Here is a 22,216-nt window from a genome sequence, read left to right as displayed (position 1 = left end):
TTTAGAGGTAGGTGTAAATTGAATTAGACGTACCTCTAAATTGATTTACACCTACCTCTTTTTATAAAGTATACAGAATGTCTTTCGGAAGTATTCTTATACATTTTAGTAGTTGATTAGGATGATTCCCGTTTTATTTATTACCTTTGCATTCAATTATTTATTTAACGAGCCGCGATGGCTCAACATTATTATTAGATGACATTTGAACAATTAGAACTGATAGAGCCGATACAAAAAGCTCTTACAAAAGAAGGTTATACAATTCCAACCCCTATACAAGCAGAAGCAATTCCCTACGTTTTAGACGGATATGACTTATTAGGTTGTGCACAGACCGGAACAGGTAAAACGGCTGCATTTTCCATTCCTATTATTCAGAATTTGTATAACGAACGTCAGCATGGTAAAGTGCGTGGTATCAAAGCATTGATACTGACACCAACCCGCGAACTGGCTATCCAGATCGGAGAAAGTTTTACGGCATACGGTAAATATACCGGTGTGAGGCATACCGTTATATTCGGTGGTGTAGGACAGAAGCCTCAGACCGATGCGCTCGAACGTGGCGTAGATGTATTGATCGCAACCCCCGGACGTCTGCTTGATTTGATCAACCAGGGATTTATCAGCCTGAAATATCTCGATTATTTTGTATTGGATGAGGCCGACCGTATGCTGGATATGGGATTTATCCATGATATCAAACGTATTTTGCCTTTGTTGCCCAAAAAGCGCCAGTCGCTGTTTTTCTCGGCAACGATGCCGCCGGAGATAGAACGCCTGGCGGGAACGATCCTGCATGAGCCGCAGAAGGTGGAAGTTACTCCGGCTTCATCGACGGTGGATAAGATCGACCAGTCCGTTTATTTCGTGGAAAAGGCGGAGAAGGTAAGCCTGCTGACGCATTTGCTAAAAGATTCTTCTTTGGAATCGGTACTGGTATTCACCCGTACGAAACATGGGGCGGACAAAGTGGCCCGTGTCCTGGCAAAAGCGAATATCGGAGCGGAAGCTATCCATGGAAACAAGAGCCAGACAGCCCGCCAGCGTGCACTGACTAATTTCAAGGACCATACCACCCGTGTACTGATCGCTACGGATATTGCTGCCCGCGGTATCGACGTGGACCATCTTTCGCATGTGATAAATTACGAACTGCCGAATGTGCCGGAAACATACGTACACCGTATCGGACGTACAGGCCGTGCCGGACGCAGCGGTGTCGCTTATTCATTCTGCGATGCAGAGGAAGTGCCGTACCTGAAAGATATCCAGAAGCTGATAGGCAAACAGATACCTGTTGCCGGCGGAAATGAATTTGAAACGGCAGATGTAAAAGCAGCCGTGGCAGAGAAGAAAGAAGCCATCAAGCAGGAATCGAAAAGACGTAATATGTTCGGCAGCAAGCGCGACGGTAGTTTCTGGCGGAATAAGAAGCGGGCTGAGGCGGGAAACCAGAAGACTGCCAAAAAGAAATCATAAAGTACCCGATACTTTGCAGAATTTTAGTATTTTTGCGCAAAGTATGAAATGGAGTATAAATGCCGGAAATAAGAGAGGATACTATAAAACGATTAAATAAGGGAGATACAAAATCATTTGAATTATTGTATTCCACTTACTATGTGTATCTTTGTGCTGTTGCGACTAAATATATTTTTAATTCCGAAACAGCTCGCGAAATAGTAAATGATGTATTTTTAAGTGTGTGGAACAATCGTTCCACACTGACATACCCAGCACAACCCTACCTGATTCGTTCCGTACAGAATCGTTGTCTTAACCACCTTCGTCAGAAACGTATTCAAATGGTTCCGATATCGGATGTGCGGGTAGATTTACTGGATATGCAGGAACAGCAAATTGCGGCTGAATCTCATCCTTTAGCTTATCTGGAGAATAAAGAGTTCGAAGAGAGGATTTATAATGCCATAGACCAATTACCTCTAAAATGTCGTACTATATTTATTGAATACCTTTATCATAATAAAACTTACGAAGAGATTGCTCGGACACATCAGATCTCTACAAGTACGGTACGTGGACAAATAAAAATAGGCTTGGCCAAGCTTAGAGTTCTTTTAGGCGATTTATACCCACTATTTCTACTCTTGTGTGATTTTTCTGAAAAATAATCGTATTTCCTTTAAACGCAATGTTCGTTTCTTGTGTATATAAGAGCAGGTAGCCGAAAAAACGCTGCCTTGAAATAATATGCAAGAAAGAAGGAATGAACATATAGAAGAGCTGGTTTTTGACTATTTAATGGGGGAACTGGCTGAGGATCAAAAACAAGAACTGCTCGCTTGGTTGCAAGCTGATAAGGAAAATAAAAAGTTGTTTTCTGAGATGACAGATAGATGGGCTATTGCTCATGTTCCTCTTTTTGACTTGAACAAGAAAAGTGATTTCAAAAAGAACTTTGATTTTTTAAATGTTTCCGATTGTATACGATCGAAGAAACAGAAAGTCCTGAATTTCTGGATAAGAGGTGTTGCCGTAATTTTGCTGGCATTAACCATAGGTAGTCTGTCGTATTATGCCGGAATTCAACATAAATATGTAGAGGATTTGCAAGCCTTTGAGACGGTCATACCGATGGGGGCACGCTCAAAGATTATTTTACCCGACCGTTCTGTCGTTTGGATGAACGCAGGTTCCTCTTTGAAATACACTACTGCTTACGGAGATGAAAAACGTGAAGTCTGGTTGAGCGGAGAGGCCTATTTTGAGGTTGAGCCGGATTCGTTGGTTCCGTTTTATGTTAATTCCGAGGATATTGATGTAAAGGTTTTAGGTACGAGTTTTAATGTGAAGGCATACGATGACGACGACGAGGTTTCGGTGACTTTACTTTCTGGAAAAGTCGATGTGCGTGCAGCATGTCCGGGAGATAAAAACGGAATTCAAGATGCAATATTATTCCCGGATCAGATGTTGCGATACGACAAGAAAACCCATCTGATGAAAACGATGACCGTAAAAGCTTCGGATGCTTGTTTGTGGATAGACGGTTATATGAAATTTACTGATTTATCATTTGCTAGAATAGCAAAAGAATTGGAGCGAAAGTATGATGTTCGCATAACGATATTGAGCGAGGTGTTGAAGAAAGAGATCTTTTCAGGAAGTTTTTCAGCAGATTATAGTTTATCTCATATTTTAAAGGAGATAGATGTGGAGAAGAAATACAAATGGTCTAGAAAAGGAAACAATATAATAATTGTGGATAGATAATTTTAAACAGATATAATTGTATAATCTTAATTTTTGTGATTTATGAAAGTAACCAAATGGGGAAAAACTTGTAGATTAGCGATTGCAGTTAGTGTTTTTGGTGGGTTACCATTAACTACGGAAATGTTATCAGCTACGGAATTGCAGACCGCTTATTTATCTGTGCAAATGGAGAGCGCTACGCTTCGGGAACTTTTCGATTTGATCGAAAAACGATTTCACTATTCTTTTCTGATCAGGAATAATGATATTAACCTGGAAGAGAAGATACGGCTGGATGTCGATAAAATGTCAGTAGAGGAAATACTTACTAATGCGTTAAAAAATCAGCATGCTGATTTTTTTATAAACGACAAGAGAATTGTCGTTTATAAAAAAATATCTAAACCTGTATCTGATAAAAATACAATACTTCCCGGTATTCAACAATCTAAGGGACAGGTAAAAGGACAGGTCATAGATGCGGTGACCGGAGAGCCAGTTATCGGTGCAAGTATTATTGAAAAAGGAACTACGAACGGAGGGATAACGGATATCAATGGTAATTTTTCTTTAAAATTAGCCGGAAATGAAAATACTATACAGATATCTTATATAGGCTATATTACACAAACGATCAAAGTCACCTCTGATAGAATGTTATATGTTAGATTGAAAGAAGATACTCAAGCTTTAAGTGAAGTTGTTGTTGTTGGATATGGAGTTCAAAAAAAAGAAAATTTGACAGGGGCTGTTTCTATGGTTTCTATGTCGGAAGCTTTAGGAGATCGCCCGGTGACAAATGTAGGGACGGCTTTACAAGGAACAGTTCCTGGTTTGGTTATAACTGGAGATGCTATTCCCGGTAAATCGAAAACTTTTAATATTCGTGGAACAACCTCTATTAACGGTGGAGGGCCTTTAATACTTGTCGATAATGTTCCTGCGGATATCGATTTAATCAATCCTGAAGACATCGAATCTGTATCAGTATTGAAAGATGCGGCTTCTGCTGCTATTTACGGGGCCCGTGGTGCTTTTGGAGTTGTTTTGATCACAACAAAGAAGGCTAAAAAGAATAGTCGGTTACAATTGAATTATAATAATAATTTCGGATTTATAAAAAGTATCAATAGACCGGAACAGGCTTCGATTATAGATATTTTGGAAACCCATTTGGCTTGGGATAATGATGGTAAATATTTCTCGGAAGGACAAAATCTGGCCGATTGGATTGGATATGTGAAAGAATATAATGCTAATCCGTCAGCCTTTCCTGAAAATGGGATATATACTCCGGAAGGAGAAAATATATATTATTATCTGAAAGACAATGATCCGCAGGGGGCCGTACTCGATAAATACGGTTTTCAACAAACCCATAACGTATCAGCAAGCGGAGGAGGTGAAAAAATTACCTATCGTATTTCTTTAGGTTACACAAACCATGAGGGACCTCTGATTACTGATAAGGATAACTATAGCCGTATCAATATGTCGTCATATATCAGTGCTGATATAACTTCCTGGCTGAATCAATCATTGGATGTCAGGTATGCCAATGGGAAACGCTCTAATGTAGAAGCTGATGCCGGTGTGTATAAAACGAACCTGCCTCGTTTTTATCCGCAAGGTGAAATGGTTCGGAGTAATGATCCCAATGGTCCGGCTTATCCGGTAAATACTCCGGAAAATTATATTTTGCTGAAGGATCCGGTGCGATATAAAAATGAAAATCCCCGTATCTTTTCCCGCACACAACTAACGCCTTTTAAAGGTTTTGATGCTGTATTCGAGTATACATTCGATAAAGCCAGTAATGATAAAAAAAATTACAGTAGTCCATTTCAAATGACTAACGATCAGATGGGGTTACTTTGGTCGAATAATCCAGCTGGAGGGCGATACAGGCAAGATAAAACTTCTATTGATTATAATGCGATCAATACGTATGCTACTTATCAGTTTGATTTGAAAGAACAGCATAACTTTAAAGTGATGGCTGGTTATTCACAGGAATCACGTGATTATGAACTAGTCTGGGTTCAGCGAGATGAAATGATCAATCCGGATATGCCTTCGCTTAGTGGAGCAACTGGCGAAATTCAAACAAAAGATCAGTTTAAGCAATATGCGATACGTAGTGGCTTCTTCCGTGCGAATTATGATTATTGCGGACGTTATTTGGTAGAAGTAAATGGACGTTATGACGGTTCTTCTAAATTTCCTAAAAAATCACGATTTGGATTCTTCCCTTCTTTTTCATTGGGTTGGCAAGTTGGTCAGGAGAAATGGATGAAGTGGAGTGAAGAGTGGTTGAATGAACTGAAAGTACGTGGGTCCTGGGGACAGGTTGGTAATCAGGCTATTGATGAATATGCCTACACTCCCTTGATGGATTCAAAACAGTCTTTTTGGTTGATTGACGGCAAACGTCCGATAACACTTAATTCTCCGGGATTGGTACGTAATGATTTTACCTGGGAAGTTGTCGAAACATTGGATATCGGTATAGACTTTAAAGCGTTTAATAACCGTCTTACCGGAATTTTTGATTGGTATCAGCGTGATACGAAAGGTATGCTTATGCCCGGTGCGGAGTTTCCCAGTGTAGTGGGAACGGAAGCTCCGGAACAAAATGCTGCCGATTTGCGGACAAAGGGATGGGAAATTGCGATTAATTGGCGCGATCATATTGGTGATTGGGGATATAATGTTGGTTTTAATCTTTATGATTCGAAGACTAAAATTACTAAATATGATAATGCGGCTGGATTATTTTATGACCAAAACAGTGCTCAAGATGCAAAACGTTACCGTGAAGGTATGGATTTGGGTGAAATTTGGGGATATGTAACAGAACGTTATTATACAATAGACGACTTTCAAGACGGTTGGCAAAATGGCATTTGGAAATTGAAAGATGGGGTAACAACTATCAAAGGTAATAATAATATCCGTCCGGGTGATATCATGTATAAGAATCTTCGGGATGATCCGGATAATGAGAGTGTAAATCAAATAGATAATGGACGGGATAATGTGAATGATCCTGGAGATCGCACTATTATTGGTAATGAAACGCCACGCTTTCAATTCGGTACAACTTTGGGAGTTAATTATAAGGGTATCGATCTTTCGGTGTTCTTACAAGGAACGGGTAAACGTGATGCATGGTTGAGTGGTGACCTTCGTTTTCCGCTTTCTTTAGGATCATTTGGTACCGTGTATTCTCATCAACTGGATTTCTGGAAACCTGTAGATCCGGAAAACGGAAATTGGAATCCTGTTAATCCTGATGCAGAATTTCCACGTTTATATGATGAGAGTAAAAATGCGGGTTCAAATAATCGCATACAAACCAAGTATCTGGTTAATGCTGCCTATTTGCGTTTGAAAAATATAACTTTAGGATATACATTACCGAATTTTTTGGTTTCTAAGGTTAGTTTATCTAATGCAAAAATATTTTTTTCTGCAGAAAATATCCATACGTGGGATAAACTTCCTAAAGGATATGATCCGGAGCGTCTGAGATGGGGATATCCTTTCTATGCAACTTATTCATTTGGTATTAATGTAACTTTATAATTTGATTGAAATGAAAAAAATATATTATATAATATCTGTTATTTTATCTTTGTCTTTAGGGGCTTGTAATAATGATTTTTTGGAAAAATATCCGATTGAATCTCAAACTGAAGCTACAGCATTTAAGACATATGATAATTTTAAAACTTATGCTTGGTCTCTTTATTCCATATTTGACAATGCTGAGAAAATAAATGGGGTAGATAATAAAAATAATTTTGTTCAATCTCTCATAACTAATTTTGGACGGTATGAAGGTGACTTTAAGGCTGGGTATTTATCAACTTATTCGACGACGGAGAATAATCCCTACAGAAATCAAACAGCAACGACTCCATCCAATGGCGGTGGTTGGGATTTTCAATATATACGGAAAATAAATCTGATGATCGATAATGTTGATAAATCGGATATGAATGAAACGGATAAGGAACATTGGCGTTCGGTCGGTTACTTTTTCCATGCTTACAATTATTTGGAATTGGTTTCCCGTTTTGGAGATGTACCTTGGATAGATAAAGTATTAGGTGAAGCCGATGTAGATATTATATATGGTAAACGTACTCCTCGTAAAGAGGTTACGAATAAAATTTTAGAGCGTTTGCAATATGCTGAACAGAATATTAAGAAAGAGGGTGATGGTCCTAACACAATAAATATTCATGTAGTTCGTGCTCTTATGTCTCGTTTTTGTCTTTTTGAGGGTACATGGCGTAAATATCATGGTTTGGGGAATGAGGCCGAATTCTTATCGGAGGCAATTCGAGTATCTTTAGAATTGATGAGAGCATTTCCTTCTGTAGATGATAATTATGATGCCTTGTTATGTAGTGATGATTTGAGTAAGTATGAAGGTATTATTCTTTATAAGGAATATGCAAAAGATATCCTATTGAATTCTGTAGGACATACTGAACGAACATCTTCTGGTAAATATGAGATGCATAAAGCAACAGTGGAGATGTATTTGTGTTCGGATGGAAAAACTATTTCTAATAGTTCTGTTTATGATGGTGATAAAAGTATGTACGATGAATTTCGTAATCGTGATCTCCGCTTATTGATGCAAGTAGTTCCGCCATATTTTATGACTAATGGTGTAAATCTTGATTTTTCCCTGAATGGAACAAAGAATGCATCAATTTATGCCGGAGATGACAACGTTAATGAATATGTAGAACTTATCAAAGAAATTTTACCTAATAATGGAGCGAAGCGTCTTCCGGTCTTTAACTGGTCGGGTACAATGAATTGGATGTCTCCGAATGTAAATGGACCGGGACAAGCTCCAATGGGATCGCGCTCTGGATATTTTATGTGGAGACATTATAATTTGTGGGATGCAAACAGTAATATGTCTGCTGTTAATACTTGTGATAAACCTTTATTCTATATCGAAGAAGTTTTATTGAATTATGCGGAGGCTATGTTTGAAAATGGGCTGTTCACACAGCAGGTTGCAGATGCGACAATAAATAAATTGCGTAAACGTGCTGGTGTAGCGGATATGAAAATATCAGAAATAGGTACCGATTTTGATCCTCAGAGAGATATGACGGTAGATCCTGTTTTATGGGAAATTCGTAGAGAACGAATGGTAGAGTTGATGGGGGAAGGTTTTGGTTTCCAGGATATCAGACGTTGGAAAAAAGGTCCTTGGTACATAAATAGAGATCAAATGGGAGTTTATATTAATAAAGAAGATTATCGGAATGTTAAAGGAGAGATTGTATCGGCTTGGACTAAACTTAAACTTGTGGATCGGAATGGTACAGAAGTAAATGGAAATGAAGGATATTTGCAGCGTTTTGTAAATCCTGCCAAATTGGGAAAAGGTTGGAAAGATCAGTATTATTTATTCCCAATTCCTTTGAATGATTTATCTTTGAACACAAATCTGGTTCAAAATCCGGGATGGAATTAATTTAATTATATAGAGATCATGAAAAAAACAAATTTATTATTGACTTCCTCTTTCTTGAGTGTGTTTCTGGTTTCCGGATGCACAAAGGAAAAAGAATCCAAGCAGCCTAATATTATCTACATTCTGGCAGACGATTTGGGGTATGCGGAATTGGGTTGCTACGGGCAACAACAAATCGAGACGCCGAATATAGACAAGTTGGCGGAGCGTGGTATGCGTTTTACACAAAACTATGCAGGTACAGCAGTTTCGGCTCCGTCGCGTTGCATTACTTTTACAGGTTTGCATAGTGGGCATGCTTATATTCGCGGAAATGATGAAATGCGCGAACGCGGTGAAGTCTGGAGCCATGAAGCGATGCTGGCCGATTCGACATTGGAAGGGCAACGTCCTTTATTAGCCGGAACCGTAACGATTCCCTCCGTCCTTAAAGAAGCCGGCTATACGACCGGATGTATCGGTAAATGGGGGTTGGGATATCCAGGTTCGGAAGGAACACCTAATAAAATGGGGTTTGACTTCTTTTATGGGTATAATTGCCAACGTCAGGCGCATACTTATTACCCACCATTCCTTTACCGGAATGAGGTGAGGGAGTATCTTCCCAATCATTTGTTGATTCCGGGCACGAAGCTGGATGAAGGAGCAGATCCTTATGATGAAAAGAGCTATGATAAATATACCCAGAAGGTATATAGTTGTGATCTGATGTATGATGAAATTATTAAATTTGTGGAGCGTAGCAAGGATGAGCCTTTCTTTTTGGCATGGACTACTCCACTACCGCATGTACCGTTACAGGCTCCGGAGCGATGGGTGAAACATTATGTCGATAAGTTCGGGACAGAAGAACCTTATGTCGGAAATAAGGGTTATTTTCCTTGCCGTTATCCTCGGGCAACCTATGCGGCGATGATCAGTTACTGGGATGAGCAAATCGGTGGACTTGTAAAGAAGCTGAAAGAGTTGGGTATTTATGAGAATACGGTTATTGTTTTTACAAGCGATAACGGCCCGACGTTTAATGGTGGTAGCGATTCTCCTTGGTTTGATAGTGCTAAGCCCTTTAAATCGGAAGCCGGATGGGGTAAAGCTTCTATCCGTGAAGGTGGAATCCGTGTCCCGATGATTGTCACTTGGGAAGGAAATATCAAACCGGGTACGACGAGTGATCATATCTGTGCATCCTGGGACGTAATGCCGACGGTTTGTGAATTGGCTGGTATTGCTTCTCCTCGGACAGACGGTATTAGTTTTGTTCCTGAATTAATCGGGAAGAAACAACCAGAACATGAGTATTTATATTGGGAGTATCCCGAGGGAGGCGGATCGAAAGCTATCCGTATGGGTAAATGGAAAGGATTGCTCCTGAATATAAAGAAAGAAGGAGAAGGCAATATGATGTTGTTCGATTTGGAGAAAGATCCAAGAGAACAAGTGAATGTAGCTGCTGATTATCCGGAAATTATCAGTACGATGCGGGAAAAGATGAAAGAAGCGCATGAAGAACCGATAATTAAAAGATTTGCAATGTAGCTCTTTTAACGGATTTATTTATACATTTGTCGGGACAGATATTTTTTATCTGTCCCTGCTTATATTCTATAATACCTATGAAGGACACGAAATTACTGATGGCTTGCGGTTTATTATGTGTGGTAAACAGCAGCATGGCTGTAACGAAAAAAACTTCGGCACAACCGAACATTATTTTGATAAATATTGACGACCTTGGATGGGCCGATGTCGGATATAACGGAAGTGTATATTATGAAACTCCTCATATTGACAGGCTTCATAAAATTGGAGTCAGTTTTCAGAATGCCTATGCCGGAGCAGCTAACAGTGCTCCCAGCCGGGCTTGCCTGATGACTGGACTGAATACTCCCCGTCATGGTATCTACACCGTTGCTCCTGCCGAACGTGGCAAAGCGGAAGACCGCAAACTTATTCCTTGTGAAAATAAAAAAGTGCTGGACGATTCGACTTGGCTTTTACCACAGGCATTACGTGCAGCCGGATACCAGACCTGCCATGTGGGAAAATGGCATGTCACGGCCGACCCTTTGAAGAATGGCATGGAGGTGAATATCGGAGGCTATGAGGGCGGACACCCGAAAAGCTATTTTTCTCCTTATAAGAACCCGAATTTGACAGATGGGCCTGAGGGTGAATACCTAATGGACAGGCTTGCCTCGGAAGTGGTTCGGTACATAGATACGGTAAGTCGTGAACGGCCTTTTTTCTTGTATTATGCTACTTATGCAGTTCATACACCTTTGCAAGCAAAACCGGAATTGATAGAGAAATATAAACGGAAACCAGCAACGAAAGCTCATAACAATCCGGTTTATGCGGCGATGGTCGAGAGTATGGATACCGGTATCGGGCGTGTGCTCGATGCGGTCGAAAAGAATGGGCTGTCGGAAAATACGTTGGTTGTTTTCACTTCGGATAACGGAGGTGTCTACCATATTTCACGTCAATGGCCGCTGCGGGCCGGAAAAGGTTCTTTTTATGAAGGAGGAATACGAGAGCCGTTTATTCTCTATATGAAAGGGAAATATGAAGGGGGAATCACTCGTACAGAGCCGGTTTCGCAGTTGGATTTGTATCCGACCTTGGTTCATTTGGCTGGGGCCGATCCGATAATAACTCCCGATGGCGAAGATTTGTTGCCATTGCTGGACGAGGGAAAAACGACTTATTTGAATGACCGGACGCTTTACTGGCATTTTCCCGCTTATCTAGAGGCGGGAGGACATCCGAATGAAGGACGTGACCAGTTATTCCGTTCACGCCCCGTTTCCGTAATCCTTCAAAAAGGTTGGAAATTAATTGAGAATTATGAAGACGGTACTTTGGAATTGTATGACCTGAATCAGGACCCGTCTGAGAAGCAGGATGTTTCTGGTAAATATCCCGATAAAACCGTTCAATTATATGAACAGCTGAATGTCTGGAAGAAGGAGACTAACGCTCCTGTTCCGGATCGTTTGAACCCATTGTATAAACCTGAAAACAAGAAATAACCAGTATGAAAGTAAAAGGATTTAATTTGAATTGTCTGATTGCCGGATTGGCTTTTCCGGCATCAACTATTGCACAAGCTACTCCGCAACAGCCCAACGTCGTAATCATTGTAGCCGACGATTTAGGGTATGGCGATTTGAGTTGTTACGGAGCCACCCGTATACAGACTCCGGGTATGGACCGGATAGCAAACGAAGGATTGCGTTTTACGCAGGGATATTGTACGGCAGCGACTTCCACGCCCAGCCGTTATTCGCTTCTGACCGGGTTATATCCCTGGACGAATAAGGATGCAAAAATCCTTCCCGGTAATGCCGCTCTGATTATCAATACGCAGCAAGTCACTTTGCCGAAGGTCATGAAACAGGCCGGCTATGTGACCGGCTCGGTCGGTAAATGGCATCTGGGACTGGGTGACGGAGCGGTAGACTGGAATGAAACGGTTTATCCCGGAGCCAAGGAAGTGGGATATGATTATTCGTTCATCCAAGCAGCGACCAACGACCGTGTGCCTTGCATCTTTATCGAAAACGGGAAAGGAGTCGGACTGGAACCGAATGACCCGCTGTATGTCAGTTATAAGCATAATTTCCCCGGTGAACCTACCGGAAAAGATAACCCTGAACTACTCCGGATGCATCCGAGTGTGGGACATGCCGGTTCGATTGTAAACGGTGTGCCGCGTATCGGTTTCCAGAAAGGCGGTAAGGCTGCCCAGTGGAAAGATGAAGATATGGCTGAGTTATTCCTGGAGAAAGCCAAAGGCTTTTTGAAAGACAATAAAGATAAACCTTTCTTCCTGTATTACGGATTGCACCAGCCGCATGTGCCCCGTGTACCGAATCAGAAGTTTGTCGGTAAATCCGGTATGGGACCTCGCGGAGATGTCATCCTGGAAGCTGACTGGTGTGTGACTGAATTTCTGAAAGAACTGGATAAACTGGGATTGACGGAGAATACTCTGATTATTCTGACCAGCGATAACGGTCCCGTATTGGATGACGGTTATCAGGACCAGGCTGTCGAAATGGTTGGCAATCATAAGATGGCTGGCCCTCACCGCGGAGGAAAGACCAGCTTGTATGACGGCGGTACCTGCATCCCGTTCCTGTTGCGTTGGCCAGCGGTTGTAAAACCGGGAGTATCCGATGCATTGGTTTGCCAGATGGATTTGCTGGCTTCATTGGCTGCATTGACCGGGCAGACGTATTCGGATAAGACGGACAGCCAGAACACTTTGCCCGTCTTTTTGGGAAAAAGCGACCAGGGACGTAAGGAACTGGTGACGGAAGGTTATTTCAATTATGCTCTCCATCAGGGCGACTGGGTGATGATTCCACCGTATCCCAGCTATTATGACGACCCTGACGGTACCGGTTTTTCGGGATTGGGAAATTGTTACCAGTTATATAATGTAAAGGAAGATGTCGGACAGAATCATAACTTGGCGGATAAAGAACCTAAACGGTTGCGCCAAATGATGATGACCTTCGAGAAGCTGAAAAGGGAGACCGGAAAGATTACAAACTATTAATAGATTAAAATGATTGACTCTTTTTTTCTAAACATATTTGAGAAGTTGATTAAATATTATAAATTTGCCCACTTAACATAAAATACTAAATAAAGAACATGGAAAACACTCGTCGTTCCTTTCTTAAGAAAATGACTGCCGCCGGAGTTGGTGCAGCAGGTTTGGCTATGGCAGGTACTGCTTCGGCCACTACAGTAGCAGGTTCTTCAGAACCTCAGAAGAAAAAAACAGCCGGAAAAGATGACGGCAAACTGCGTTTCGGATTTATCGGAACAGGTTCACGCTGCCATGAGCACATCAATAATGTGCTGGCTATCCCGGGAAATAAGATTGTTGCTATTTGCGATATCCAGCAAGGCCCGATCGACCGTACATTGAAACACATCGCTAAATTCAACGTGGATGCCCCGAAAGTGTATAAAGGTGGCGAACGTGAATTTGAAAAGATGTTGAACAATGAAGAGTTCGACTGCGTGATTATTGCCAGCCCGTGGGAATGGCACGTACCGATGTCGGTTGCAGCCATGAAAGCCGGTGTTCCTTATGTTGGCGTAGAAGTTTCTGCTGCCAATACGCTGGAAGAATGCTGGGATTTGGTTAACGTATCGGAAGCAACAGGCAGCCATCTGAATATCATGGAAAATGTTTGTTATCGTCGTGACTGCATGGCTGCTTTGAACATGGTTCGCGAAGGTTTGTTCGGTGAGTTGCTGCACGGTGGTTGCGGTTACGAACATGACTTGCGTGAAGTGAAGTTCAATGACGGTAAAAACTATAACTATGTACCGGGTAGCGGTGACTTGCGTATGGGCCCGACAGCTTTTGCTGAAGCTCAGTGGCGTACACAGCATTCTGTAACACGTAATGGTGATATTTACCCGACTCACGGTATCGGACCGATTGCAAACTGCATGGACATCAACCGTGGTAATCGTTTCCTTTCTCTGTCTGCTATGGCAACTCAGTCTCGCGGATTGCATAAGTTTATCGTAGACAATGGCGGTGAAAACCATCCCTTGGCAAAAGTTCGTTTCAACCTGGGTGATATCGTAACTTCTATGATTAAATGTGCGAACGGCCAGACGATCATCGTTACACACGATACAAACTCTCCTCGTCCTTACTCTTTGGGATTCCGTGTACAGGGTACTGAAGGTTTGTGGATGAACGATGGCAACCATGTATATGTACAGGGTAAATCCAAACCTCACCGTTGGGATGACTCTGACGAATGGTTCAAGAAATATGACCATAAGCTGTGGGCTCAGCTGGATGCCCAGGCAAAAGAAGCCGGTCACGGTGGTATGGACTTCATCATGATGTACGACCTGATCGATGCCATCAAGAATAAGAAACCGGCTCCTATGGACTGCTACGATGCAGCTGCATGGAGTGCTATCTCCGGTTTGTCTGAAATGTCTATCGCCCGTGGCGGTGCATTGGTTGACTTCCCCGACTTTACACGCGGACAGTGGATTCACCGTAAACCGGCATTCGGCATGTAATTGATAAGTAAGCGATAAAAAAACAAAAGGCTATCGGGATTCCGGTAGCCTTTTTTATATAATAGCACAGTAGTCCTACTGTTGGTCACACTACTGTGTCAGTATAGCTAGCACAGTAGTGCTGGTAATATTGACACAATAGTGCTAATAGTGTTGGGGAGGTAATTGTTTAAACTGTTACGAGTAAGAATTCGGAATGTGGAGTATTGAATACAAAATAAAAGTATCTATCTTTGTAAAAACAGAGATAAAATGCGTTTAAATAAGAAAGACATACAATCGATTGTCCGTGTAGCAAAAGAAATTTATGGGGAAGGTGTCGAAGTTTATCTGTTCGGTTCACGAACAGATAACGAGAAACGTGGTGGAGACATTGATCTGTTAGTACGTACTACATCCGAAAAGAAAGGTGTCTTAGCTCGTATACGCATGATTGCTCGGCTGAAACAATTTTTAGGCGATCAGAAAATCGATGTGATAGGCGACCATGAAGAATCGTTGGTTGCAAAGGAGGCATTAATAACAGGTATACGATTAATATGACAAATCGAAAACAGGAATTGATGGAACGATTGAGTCGTGAATTTGATATTTGCGACCGGCACATTCAACGCATAGATGAGGCTTTAGAGGCTATGCATACGGATATCCCTATGTCTGTTGATAGCTATACGAATTTGGATGAGAACCAAATCCGTTGTATGGATCAGTTTATTTTTCGTTTCTCCAAACTACAGGATGCTATGGGGGCTAAGATTTTCCGATATGTGTTGGAGTATTTGGATGAAGATGTTTCTGCTTTGCCAATGCGGGATATTCTAAATCTTTTGGAGCGTTATCATTTTATAGATAGTGCAGATGAGTGGGGATATATTCGGGAATTGCGTAATGAGATTGCCCATGATTATCCATTGATGGAAAATGATATTGTTTCTGTATTGAATGAATTAATATCCAAGGTGCCAATATTAAAAAGTATTTATAAACGAATGAAAGCTGCTGTCTGAGAGAAGATAGTCAGGATTTAATAAAACGGAATTTAGAAATAAAACGTCCCGCATCTAAACTATCAAATTTGGATGCGGGACGTTTTATCTTTTGTTTTTTTAGTCTAACTCTTTCAGCCAAAGTGTCGCCATGGCATCGCTCGGCATACGCCAGTCGCCACGGGGGGAGAGGCTGACGGAACCTACTTTCGGGCCGTCCGGCAGGCAACTACGTTTGAACTGCTGCTGGAAGAAACGGCGGAAGAAGGTGTGGAGCCATTTCCGGATGGTCTCTTTGTCGTAACTGCCACCGAAAGCCTGTTGTGCCAGGAAATAAATCTTGGCGGGGGAGGAGCCGAAACGGAGGAAATGGTAGAGGAAGAAGTCGTGGAGTTCGTAAGGGCCTACGAGGTCTTCCGTTTTCTGTTTGATGTTTCCGTTTTCGTCGGCGGGTATCAGTTCGGGACTGATTGGAGTGTCGACGATATCCAGCAATGTAGCACGTGAGGCTTCATCCACCCGGTTGTGGGCAACCCATTCTACCAGGTATCTGACAAGCGTCTTGGGGATACTGCCGTTTACACCGTACATCGACATGTGATCTCCGTTGTAGGTAGCCCAGCCAAGGGCCAGTTCGGAAAGGTCGCCGGTACCGATGACCAGGCCGTTTTCCTGGTTGGCTACGTCCATCAGGATTTGGGTGCGTTCGCGGGCCTGGCTGTTTTCGTAGGTCACGTCGTGAACCGATGGGTTGTGACTGATATCTTTGAAATGCTGGAGGCAGGCATCCTTGATGGAGATTTCCTTTAATGTGACACCCAGTGAACGGATAAGGTCGCAAGCGTTGGTGTAGGTGCGGTCTGTCGTTCCGAAGCCGGGCATGGTGATGCCGAGTATCTGGTTGCGTGGGATATTCAGGGCATCGAATGTCATGACGGTTACCAGCAATGCCAGTGTGGAATCGAGTCCGCCGGAGATACCGACTACCGCTGTCCGGGAGTGTGTGTGGACGATACGTTTAGCCAGTCCGGCTACCTGTATTTGGAAAATCTCTTCGCAACGTTCCTTCAGTGCGTCGCCGGAAGGGGTGAACGGATGCGGGTCGACAGAGCGGGTCAATACCGGCTGGCCGGAGTTTTCAGACAGGGCGAACGGGATTGTTATTGTTTCACCCCCCAGCAGGGTGGAGGCGCCGTGCATGAAGCTAGTATTTACCTGGCGGTCGTTTTGCAGGTTCTCGATGTCAATTTCACTGATGACGAGTTGTTCCTGCATGGTGAAGCGTGGGGATTCTTCCAATAGAGTGCCGTTTTCTGCAATGATCCCGTTGCCGGCAAAGACAAGGTCGGTGCTGGATTCTCCGAAACCGGCGGAGGCATAGACATACCCTGCCATGCAGCGGGCGGACTGCTGGCATATCAGCGAACGGAGGTAATGATGTTTTCCGATCAGTTCGTTGCTGGCGGATATATTGACAAGGATATTGGCTCCTTCCATCGCCAGTAAGGAACTGGGGGGGATGGGAACCCACAGGTCTTCGCATATTTCGATGCCGACTTTTACCTGTCCGGCGGTGAAGAGCAAGTGGCTGCCCAACGGATATGTTCTGTCTCCGATTGAGACGGTCTTGTCCCGTAATTCGGTGGCGGAAGTGAACCAGCGTTGTTCCTGGAACTCCTTGTAGTTCGGTATGTATGTTTTGGGGACTACGCCTAATATCTTTCCGCTCTGGAAAGCTACGGCGGCATTTATCAGTCTGTTTTCCGTCACTAACGGGGCGCCTGCGATTGTGAGGGTATTCAGGTCGGCGGTGTCGCTGACCAGTTTCAATAAGGCTTGTTCTGCATTTTTCAGCAAAGCCTGCTGGGCGAACAGGTCCAGGCAGGTATAAGCCGTTACCGACATTTCGGGGAAGGCAATGATTTGTACGCCTTTGTCCGAAGCCTGGCGCATCAGGCCTTCCATCTGCTGAATATTATAAAAACAGTCTGCCACCTGTACGTGTGGGACGGCTGCTGCTACTTTTACGAATCCGTAGTTCATATGAGTTTATTTTTATAGGATAATATTAGATGATGCAGACCAGCGCAGATTAAATATCTTCTTTGAACCATGATTCAATCTCCTTTTCCATATCTTCGTTAGTGATGTATTCTCCGCGTTCAATCTCTTTTTCAGATTCCGTGATTGCTGCAATCATCTCCTCTTGGGAGTTGATGACACAGGGGCGGGGAGTTTTTCCCTTATCAGATAAGCGAACTCGGATGTTTTTGAAGAAATGTTTCATTTCTGTTTCAGTGACACCTGCCCCTTCGGCTAGTTCTTGTTCTGCCGAGTTTATTTCTTTATTGGCATCTTCGATACTAAACGCAATAGGAGATAACATCGCATCTTTTTCCTTTTGTCGTGTTGCCGTCATAACGTAAACTCCTTTCTTATATAATGATGGTCCAAAGGTATATAATTCTCCGGGAATATAAAAGAAGGGAAGCTATACTTCACAGCATGCTCCCCTTGCAAACACAAAACAATCAACAAAAAACTACTGTCTGAGTGAGATGATAAGATAAGCCGGGATGCTTTGGAGGGACACCCCGGCTCAAGGAATGTGTGGTCTTATCGGATAAACAATAATTCGCGATACTTCGGCAACGTCCACATCTGGTCGTCTACTACCAGTTCCAGTTTGTCGATGTGGTAGCGGATTTCTTCCAGCATTGGGACAATGGTGTCGTGGTAGGCGATTGCCTTTTCGCGTTCGCTTTCGATTTTGTTGGCGACCTTGCGGGCTTTGACCATTTCGTCTACCTTTTCCTTGATGAAGTTGGTGCGGCAGGCGATGTCTTCGATAATCTCCAGGTTACGGGCGGAGAGGACGGAGGCTTTTTCTGCCGGGAAGAGGTCCTTCATCTTATATACGTTGTCAATCAGCGAAGACTGGTAGCGGGTGGCGATAGGGATGATATGGTTCATCGTCAGGTCGCCCAACACGCGGGCTTCGATTTGGATTTTCTTGGTGTACGTCTCCCATTTTACTTCGTTGCGGGCTTCTAGTTCCTTGTGGGTCATGACGCCGGTCGATTCGAACATCCGGATACTGCTTTCCTTCAGGTAGTTGTCGAAGATGAGCGGTACGCTGGTTTCGCAATCCAGACCGCGGCGACGGGCTTCTTCTTTCCATTCATCGCTGTAACCATTGCCGTCGAAGTGGATGGCTTTGCAGGCTTTGATGTCTTTGCGGAGGACTTCCAGGATGGCGGCGAATTTCTCTTTGCCGGTGGCAATCTTTGCGTCTACTTCGGCTTTGAAGAGTTTCAACTGTTCGGCCACGGCAGCATTGAGGGCGAGCATGGCAGACGCGCAGTTGGCTTCGGAACCTACGGCACGGAACTCGAAACGGTTGCCGGTGAAGGCGAAAGGCGAAGTACGGTTGCGGTCGGTATTGTCAATCAGCAACTCGGGGATGCGGGCGATGTCGAGCTTCATGCCTTGTTTGCCGGCCAGCATCAGGTCTTCGGGCTCGCTTTTTTCAAGGTGCTCCAATACCTGCGACAGCTGCGTGCCGAGGAAGCTGGAGATGATGGCGGGAGGTGCTTCGTTGGCTCCCAGGCGGTGGGCGTTGGTGGCACTCGAGATGCTGGCTTTCAGCAGTCCGTTATGACGGTAGACGGCCATGAGCACGTTTACTACGAAGGTGATGAAACGGAGGTTGTCTTCCGGTGTCTTGCCCGGACCCATCAGGCCGATGCCGGTGTCGGTGCCCAGCGACCAGTTGTTGTGCTTGCCCGAGCCGTTGACACCCTTGAAGGGCTTTTCATGCAACAGGACACGGAAACCGTGCTTGCGGCTGATTTTACGCATCAGCGCCATGACCAGCAGGTTGTGGTCGTTGGCGAGGTTGCATTCCTCGAAGATAGGGGCTAGCTCGAACTGGTTCGGGGCCACTTCGTTATGACGGGTTTTCAATGGGATACCCAGTTTGAGGGCCTCTATTTCCAACTCTTTCATAAATTCCATGACGCGGGTGGGGATGGCACCGAAGTAATGGTCCTCGAGCTGCTGGTTTTTGCTGCTCTCATGGCCCATCAGCGTACGTCCGCTGAGCAACAGGTCGGGGCGGGCGGCGTAGAGTCCTTCGTCTACCAGGAAATATTCCTGTTCCCAGCCGAGGTAGGAATATACTTTCTTTACCTCCGGGTTGAAGTAATGGCATACGTCGACGGCAGCCTTGTTTACGGCTTCAAGCGCTTTCAGCAGCGGGGCTTTATAGTCGAGGGATTCGCCGGTGTAGGCGATGAAGATGGTCGGGATACACAGGGTGTCACCCACGATAAAAGCAGGAGAGGAAGGGTCCCAGGCGGAGTAACCGCGGGCTTCGAATGTATTACGGATACCACCGTTCGGGAAGCTGGAGGCATCGGGCTCCTGTTGTATCAGCAGTTTGCCGGAGAACTCTTCGACCATGCCGCCTTTGCCGTCGTGTTCGACGAAAGCGTCATGTTTTTCGGCTGTCCCTTCGGTGAGGGGGTGGAACCAGTGGGTATAATGTGTTGCGCCCATTTCGATGGCCCATTTTTTCATGCCGGCGGCTACGGCGTCGGCAGTCTCGCGGTCGAGGGGGATACCGTTGTCGATGGAGTCGACTAGTCTGGCATAGGCTTTTTCCGGAAGATACTTGAACATCTTCTCGCGGTTGAATACGTTCTTTCCGAAATATTCCGACGGACGTTCTGCCGGGGCGGCTACTTCGGCGGCTCTTTTCTTGAAGGCCGATTCTACTACTCTGAATCTTAACTTTGACATAATACCTGATTTTTATAGTAAGTGTTTGTTTTTATTTATATCTGATGGTAACTTATCATAACAAGATGATATTGTTTTGCTTACAGATGTCAGCCTGTTCTTCCGGCCATATCGAAGCCTGTACCTCGCCGATATGTGCTTTGCGGAGGAAGAACATGCAGAGGCGGCTCTGGCCGATGCCGCCACCGATGGATTGCGGGAGGCGGCCGTCGAGCAGCATCTTGTGGAACTCCAGGCCGGCACGTTCGGGGCATCCGCGTTCTTCCAGCTGCCGGCGCAGGGCCTCTTTGTCGACACGGATACCCATGGATGACAGTTCGAAGGCACATTGCAAGACGTCGTTCCAAAGGATGATGTCACCGTTCAGGCCGTTGAAGCCGTCGGAGTTGACCGTACTCCAGTCGTCATAGTCGGGGGCACGTCCGTCGTGTTTCTCCCCGTTTGTCAGTTCGCCGCCGATGCCGATAACGAAGATGGCACCGAATTTGGCGGCTGCTTTGTTTTCGCGTTCACGGGGAGAAATGCCCGGATACATCTTTTGTAATTCTTCCGCATGGATGAAGGTGATGTTGTCCGGCAGGGAAGGAGTGATGTGAGGATACTGGTTGTAGACCATCTCCTCGATTTCTTTCAGTAGCGTGTAAATGCAACGTACGGTGCGTTTCAGGTAATCCAGATTGCGGTCTTCCGGGCGGATGGTTTTTTCCCAGTCCCACTGGTCGACATATAGCGAGTGAAGGTTGTCGAGATCTTCGTCGCCGCGGATGGCATTCATGTCGGTATAAAGTCCGTAGCCGGCAGGGATGCGGTAGGCCGCCAGTTTCATCCGTTTCCATTTGGCGAGCGAGTGGACGACTTCTGCCCGCCGTTCGCCCATGCAGTGGATGGGGAAGCTGACGGCACGTTCCACCCCGTTCAGGTCGTCGTTGATGCCGGTTCCCGAGAGAACGAATAAAGGGGCGGTTACGCGGCGCAGGTTCAACGCTTTCGACAGTTTCTCCTGGAAGCTGGTTTTTAACATCTGAATCGCTTGCTCGGTCGTTTCCGGCGTAAGCGTCTGTTTGTAATCTTTTGGAATAATCAGTGACATGTGTATATAGTTTAAAATGTTGATTGTCTTTGTCGGTATGGGAAGAGAGGGGGTGCCTCCCTTCCCGTATCCTATGGTACCGCACCCGGATGCGGTAGTCTACCTCATCCCGATGATGTGAACCGCCGCATCCCGGTGTGGTAGATAGCCGCATCCGGATGAGGTACTATCGTATCCGAGGGGAGGGGCTTGCCCTATCCGAGTGGTGCGATTCACACCATCCCTTTTCTTCCACATTTTCGAATTTGGTTTTGCGAATAATAGCTTCAATCTTTTTCATAACCTTACTTTTTTGATAGTTGATAAAAAGGAGGTATAGAGCTGCCTGCCATAGTCAGGTGTGGTCAAGCGGTATAACATTCTATAAAATCGAAAAGCAGCGGCCGACTTCTCTATACAGTCCTTTTTATGAGATAACCTAAATCAAATACTTAAATAATCTTTGTTCTTCATTGCGTAGCTGCTTCTGCCAGGTGTCCTCGTAGTACGCAGATGACACAGACGGGCGCACATGAACGTCGTAAAAGACAT

General features: G+C 44.3%; 15 protein-coding genes. 11 read left to right on the top strand and 4 right to left on the bottom strand.

The window, feature by feature from the left end; all coding sequences use genetic code 11:
- Positions 1–198: 198 nt before the first annotated feature.
- From NBH15_RS14690 to NBH15_RS14640, 11 genes are all read left to right on the top strand, one after another.
- Positions 199–1,485: a DEAD/DEAH box helicase gene (locus NBH15_RS14690; protein ID WP_007658434.1), complete on the top strand. Its 1,287-nt coding sequence runs from the start codon at positions 199–201 to the stop codon at positions 1,483–1,485.
- 59 nt (positions 1,486–1,544) lie between these two features.
- Positions 1,545–2,138, top strand: coding sequence for an RNA polymerase sigma-70 factor (locus NBH15_RS14685; protein ID WP_128133013.1), 594 nt, complete (start codon positions 1,545–1,547; stop codon positions 2,136–2,138).
- Between the two features lie 79 nt (positions 2,139–2,217).
- A complete protein-coding gene (locus NBH15_RS14680; protein ID WP_128133014.1) occupies positions 2,218–3,240 on the top strand; it encodes a FecR family protein in 1,023 nt (340 codons plus the stop codon).
- A gap of 42 nt (positions 3,241–3,282) precedes the next feature.
- Positions 3,283–6,810, top strand: coding sequence for a SusC/RagA family TonB-linked outer membrane protein (locus NBH15_RS14675; RefSeq protein ID WP_250822950.1), 3,528 nt, complete (start codon positions 3,283–3,285; stop codon positions 6,808–6,810).
- Between the two features lie 10 nt (positions 6,811–6,820).
- The gene (locus NBH15_RS14670; RefSeq protein ID WP_244050932.1) at positions 6,821–8,734 is read left to right on the top strand and encodes a RagB/SusD family nutrient uptake outer membrane protein; all 1,914 of its coding nucleotides are present in this window, start codon (positions 6,821–6,823) and stop codon (positions 8,732–8,734) included.
- An 18-nt stretch (positions 8,735–8,752) separates the two neighbouring features.
- A complete protein-coding gene (locus tag NBH15_RS14665; RefSeq protein WP_128133016.1) occupies positions 8,753–10,270 on the top strand; it encodes an arylsulfatase in 1,518 nt (505 codons plus the stop codon).
- Between the two features lie 77 nt (positions 10,271–10,347).
- Positions 10,348–11,766 (top strand): sulfatase, encoded by a 1,419-nt coding sequence (locus NBH15_RS14660; RefSeq protein WP_199676196.1) that lies wholly within the window; start codon positions 10,348–10,350, stop codon positions 11,764–11,766.
- Positions 11,767–11,771: 5 nt separating this feature from the next.
- Positions 11,772–13,301: a sulfatase-like hydrolase/transferase gene (locus NBH15_RS14655; RefSeq protein ID WP_250822949.1), complete on the top strand. Its 1,530-nt coding sequence runs from the start codon at positions 11,772–11,774 to the stop codon at positions 13,299–13,301.
- Positions 13,302–13,399: 98 nt separating this feature from the next.
- Positions 13,400–14,806, top strand: coding sequence for a Gfo/Idh/MocA family protein (locus NBH15_RS14650; RefSeq protein ID WP_250822948.1), 1,407 nt, complete (start codon positions 13,400–13,402; stop codon positions 14,804–14,806).
- 252 nt (positions 14,807–15,058) lie between these two features.
- Positions 15,059–15,349, top strand: coding sequence for a nucleotidyltransferase domain-containing protein (locus NBH15_RS14645; protein WP_128133018.1), 291 nt, complete (start codon positions 15,059–15,061; stop codon positions 15,347–15,349).
- A gap of 20 nt (positions 15,350–15,369) precedes the next feature.
- On the top strand, positions 15,370–15,813 hold the full coding sequence (locus tag NBH15_RS14640) for a toxin-antitoxin system antitoxin subunit (RefSeq protein ID WP_250822947.1): 444 nt from the start codon (positions 15,370–15,372) through the stop codon (positions 15,811–15,813).
- A gap of 99 nt (positions 15,814–15,912) precedes the next feature.
- Here NBH15_RS14640 and NBH15_RS14635 read toward each other — a convergent pair whose 3' ends face one another.
- The 4 genes from NBH15_RS14635 to asnA all read right to left on the bottom strand — a co-directional run bounded on the left by NBH15_RS14635 (position 15,913) and on the right by asnA (position 21,685).
- A complete protein-coding gene (locus NBH15_RS14635) occupies positions 15,913–17,835 on the bottom strand; it encodes an NAD(+) synthase (protein ID WP_250822946.1) in 1,923 nt (640 codons plus the stop codon).
- 49 nt (positions 17,836–17,884) lie between these two features.
- Positions 17,885–18,211: a hypothetical protein gene (locus tag NBH15_RS14630; protein WP_244050936.1), complete on the bottom strand. Its 327-nt coding sequence runs from the start codon at positions 18,209–18,211 to the stop codon at positions 17,885–17,887.
- A gap of 197 nt (positions 18,212–18,408) precedes the next feature.
- Positions 18,409–20,595 (bottom strand): glutamine synthetase III family protein, encoded by a 2,187-nt coding sequence (locus NBH15_RS14625; RefSeq protein WP_250822945.1) that lies wholly within the window; start codon positions 20,593–20,595, stop codon positions 18,409–18,411.
- A 55-nt stretch (positions 20,596–20,650) separates the two neighbouring features.
- Positions 20,651–21,685 carry an aspartate--ammonia ligase gene (gene asnA, locus NBH15_RS14620; RefSeq protein ID WP_250822944.1) on the bottom strand — a complete coding sequence of 345 codons (1,035 nt, stop codon included), beginning with the start codon at positions 21,683–21,685 and terminating at the stop codon, positions 20,651–20,653.
- Between the last annotated feature and the right edge of the window lie 531 nt (positions 21,686–22,216).

This window comes from Parabacteroides caeci (assembly GCF_023656795.1).
Lineage (GTDB): Bacteria > Bacteroidota > Bacteroidia > Bacteroidales > Tannerellaceae > Parabacteroides > Parabacteroides segnis.
This window is presented reverse-complemented; position numbering and strand designations above follow the sequence as displayed.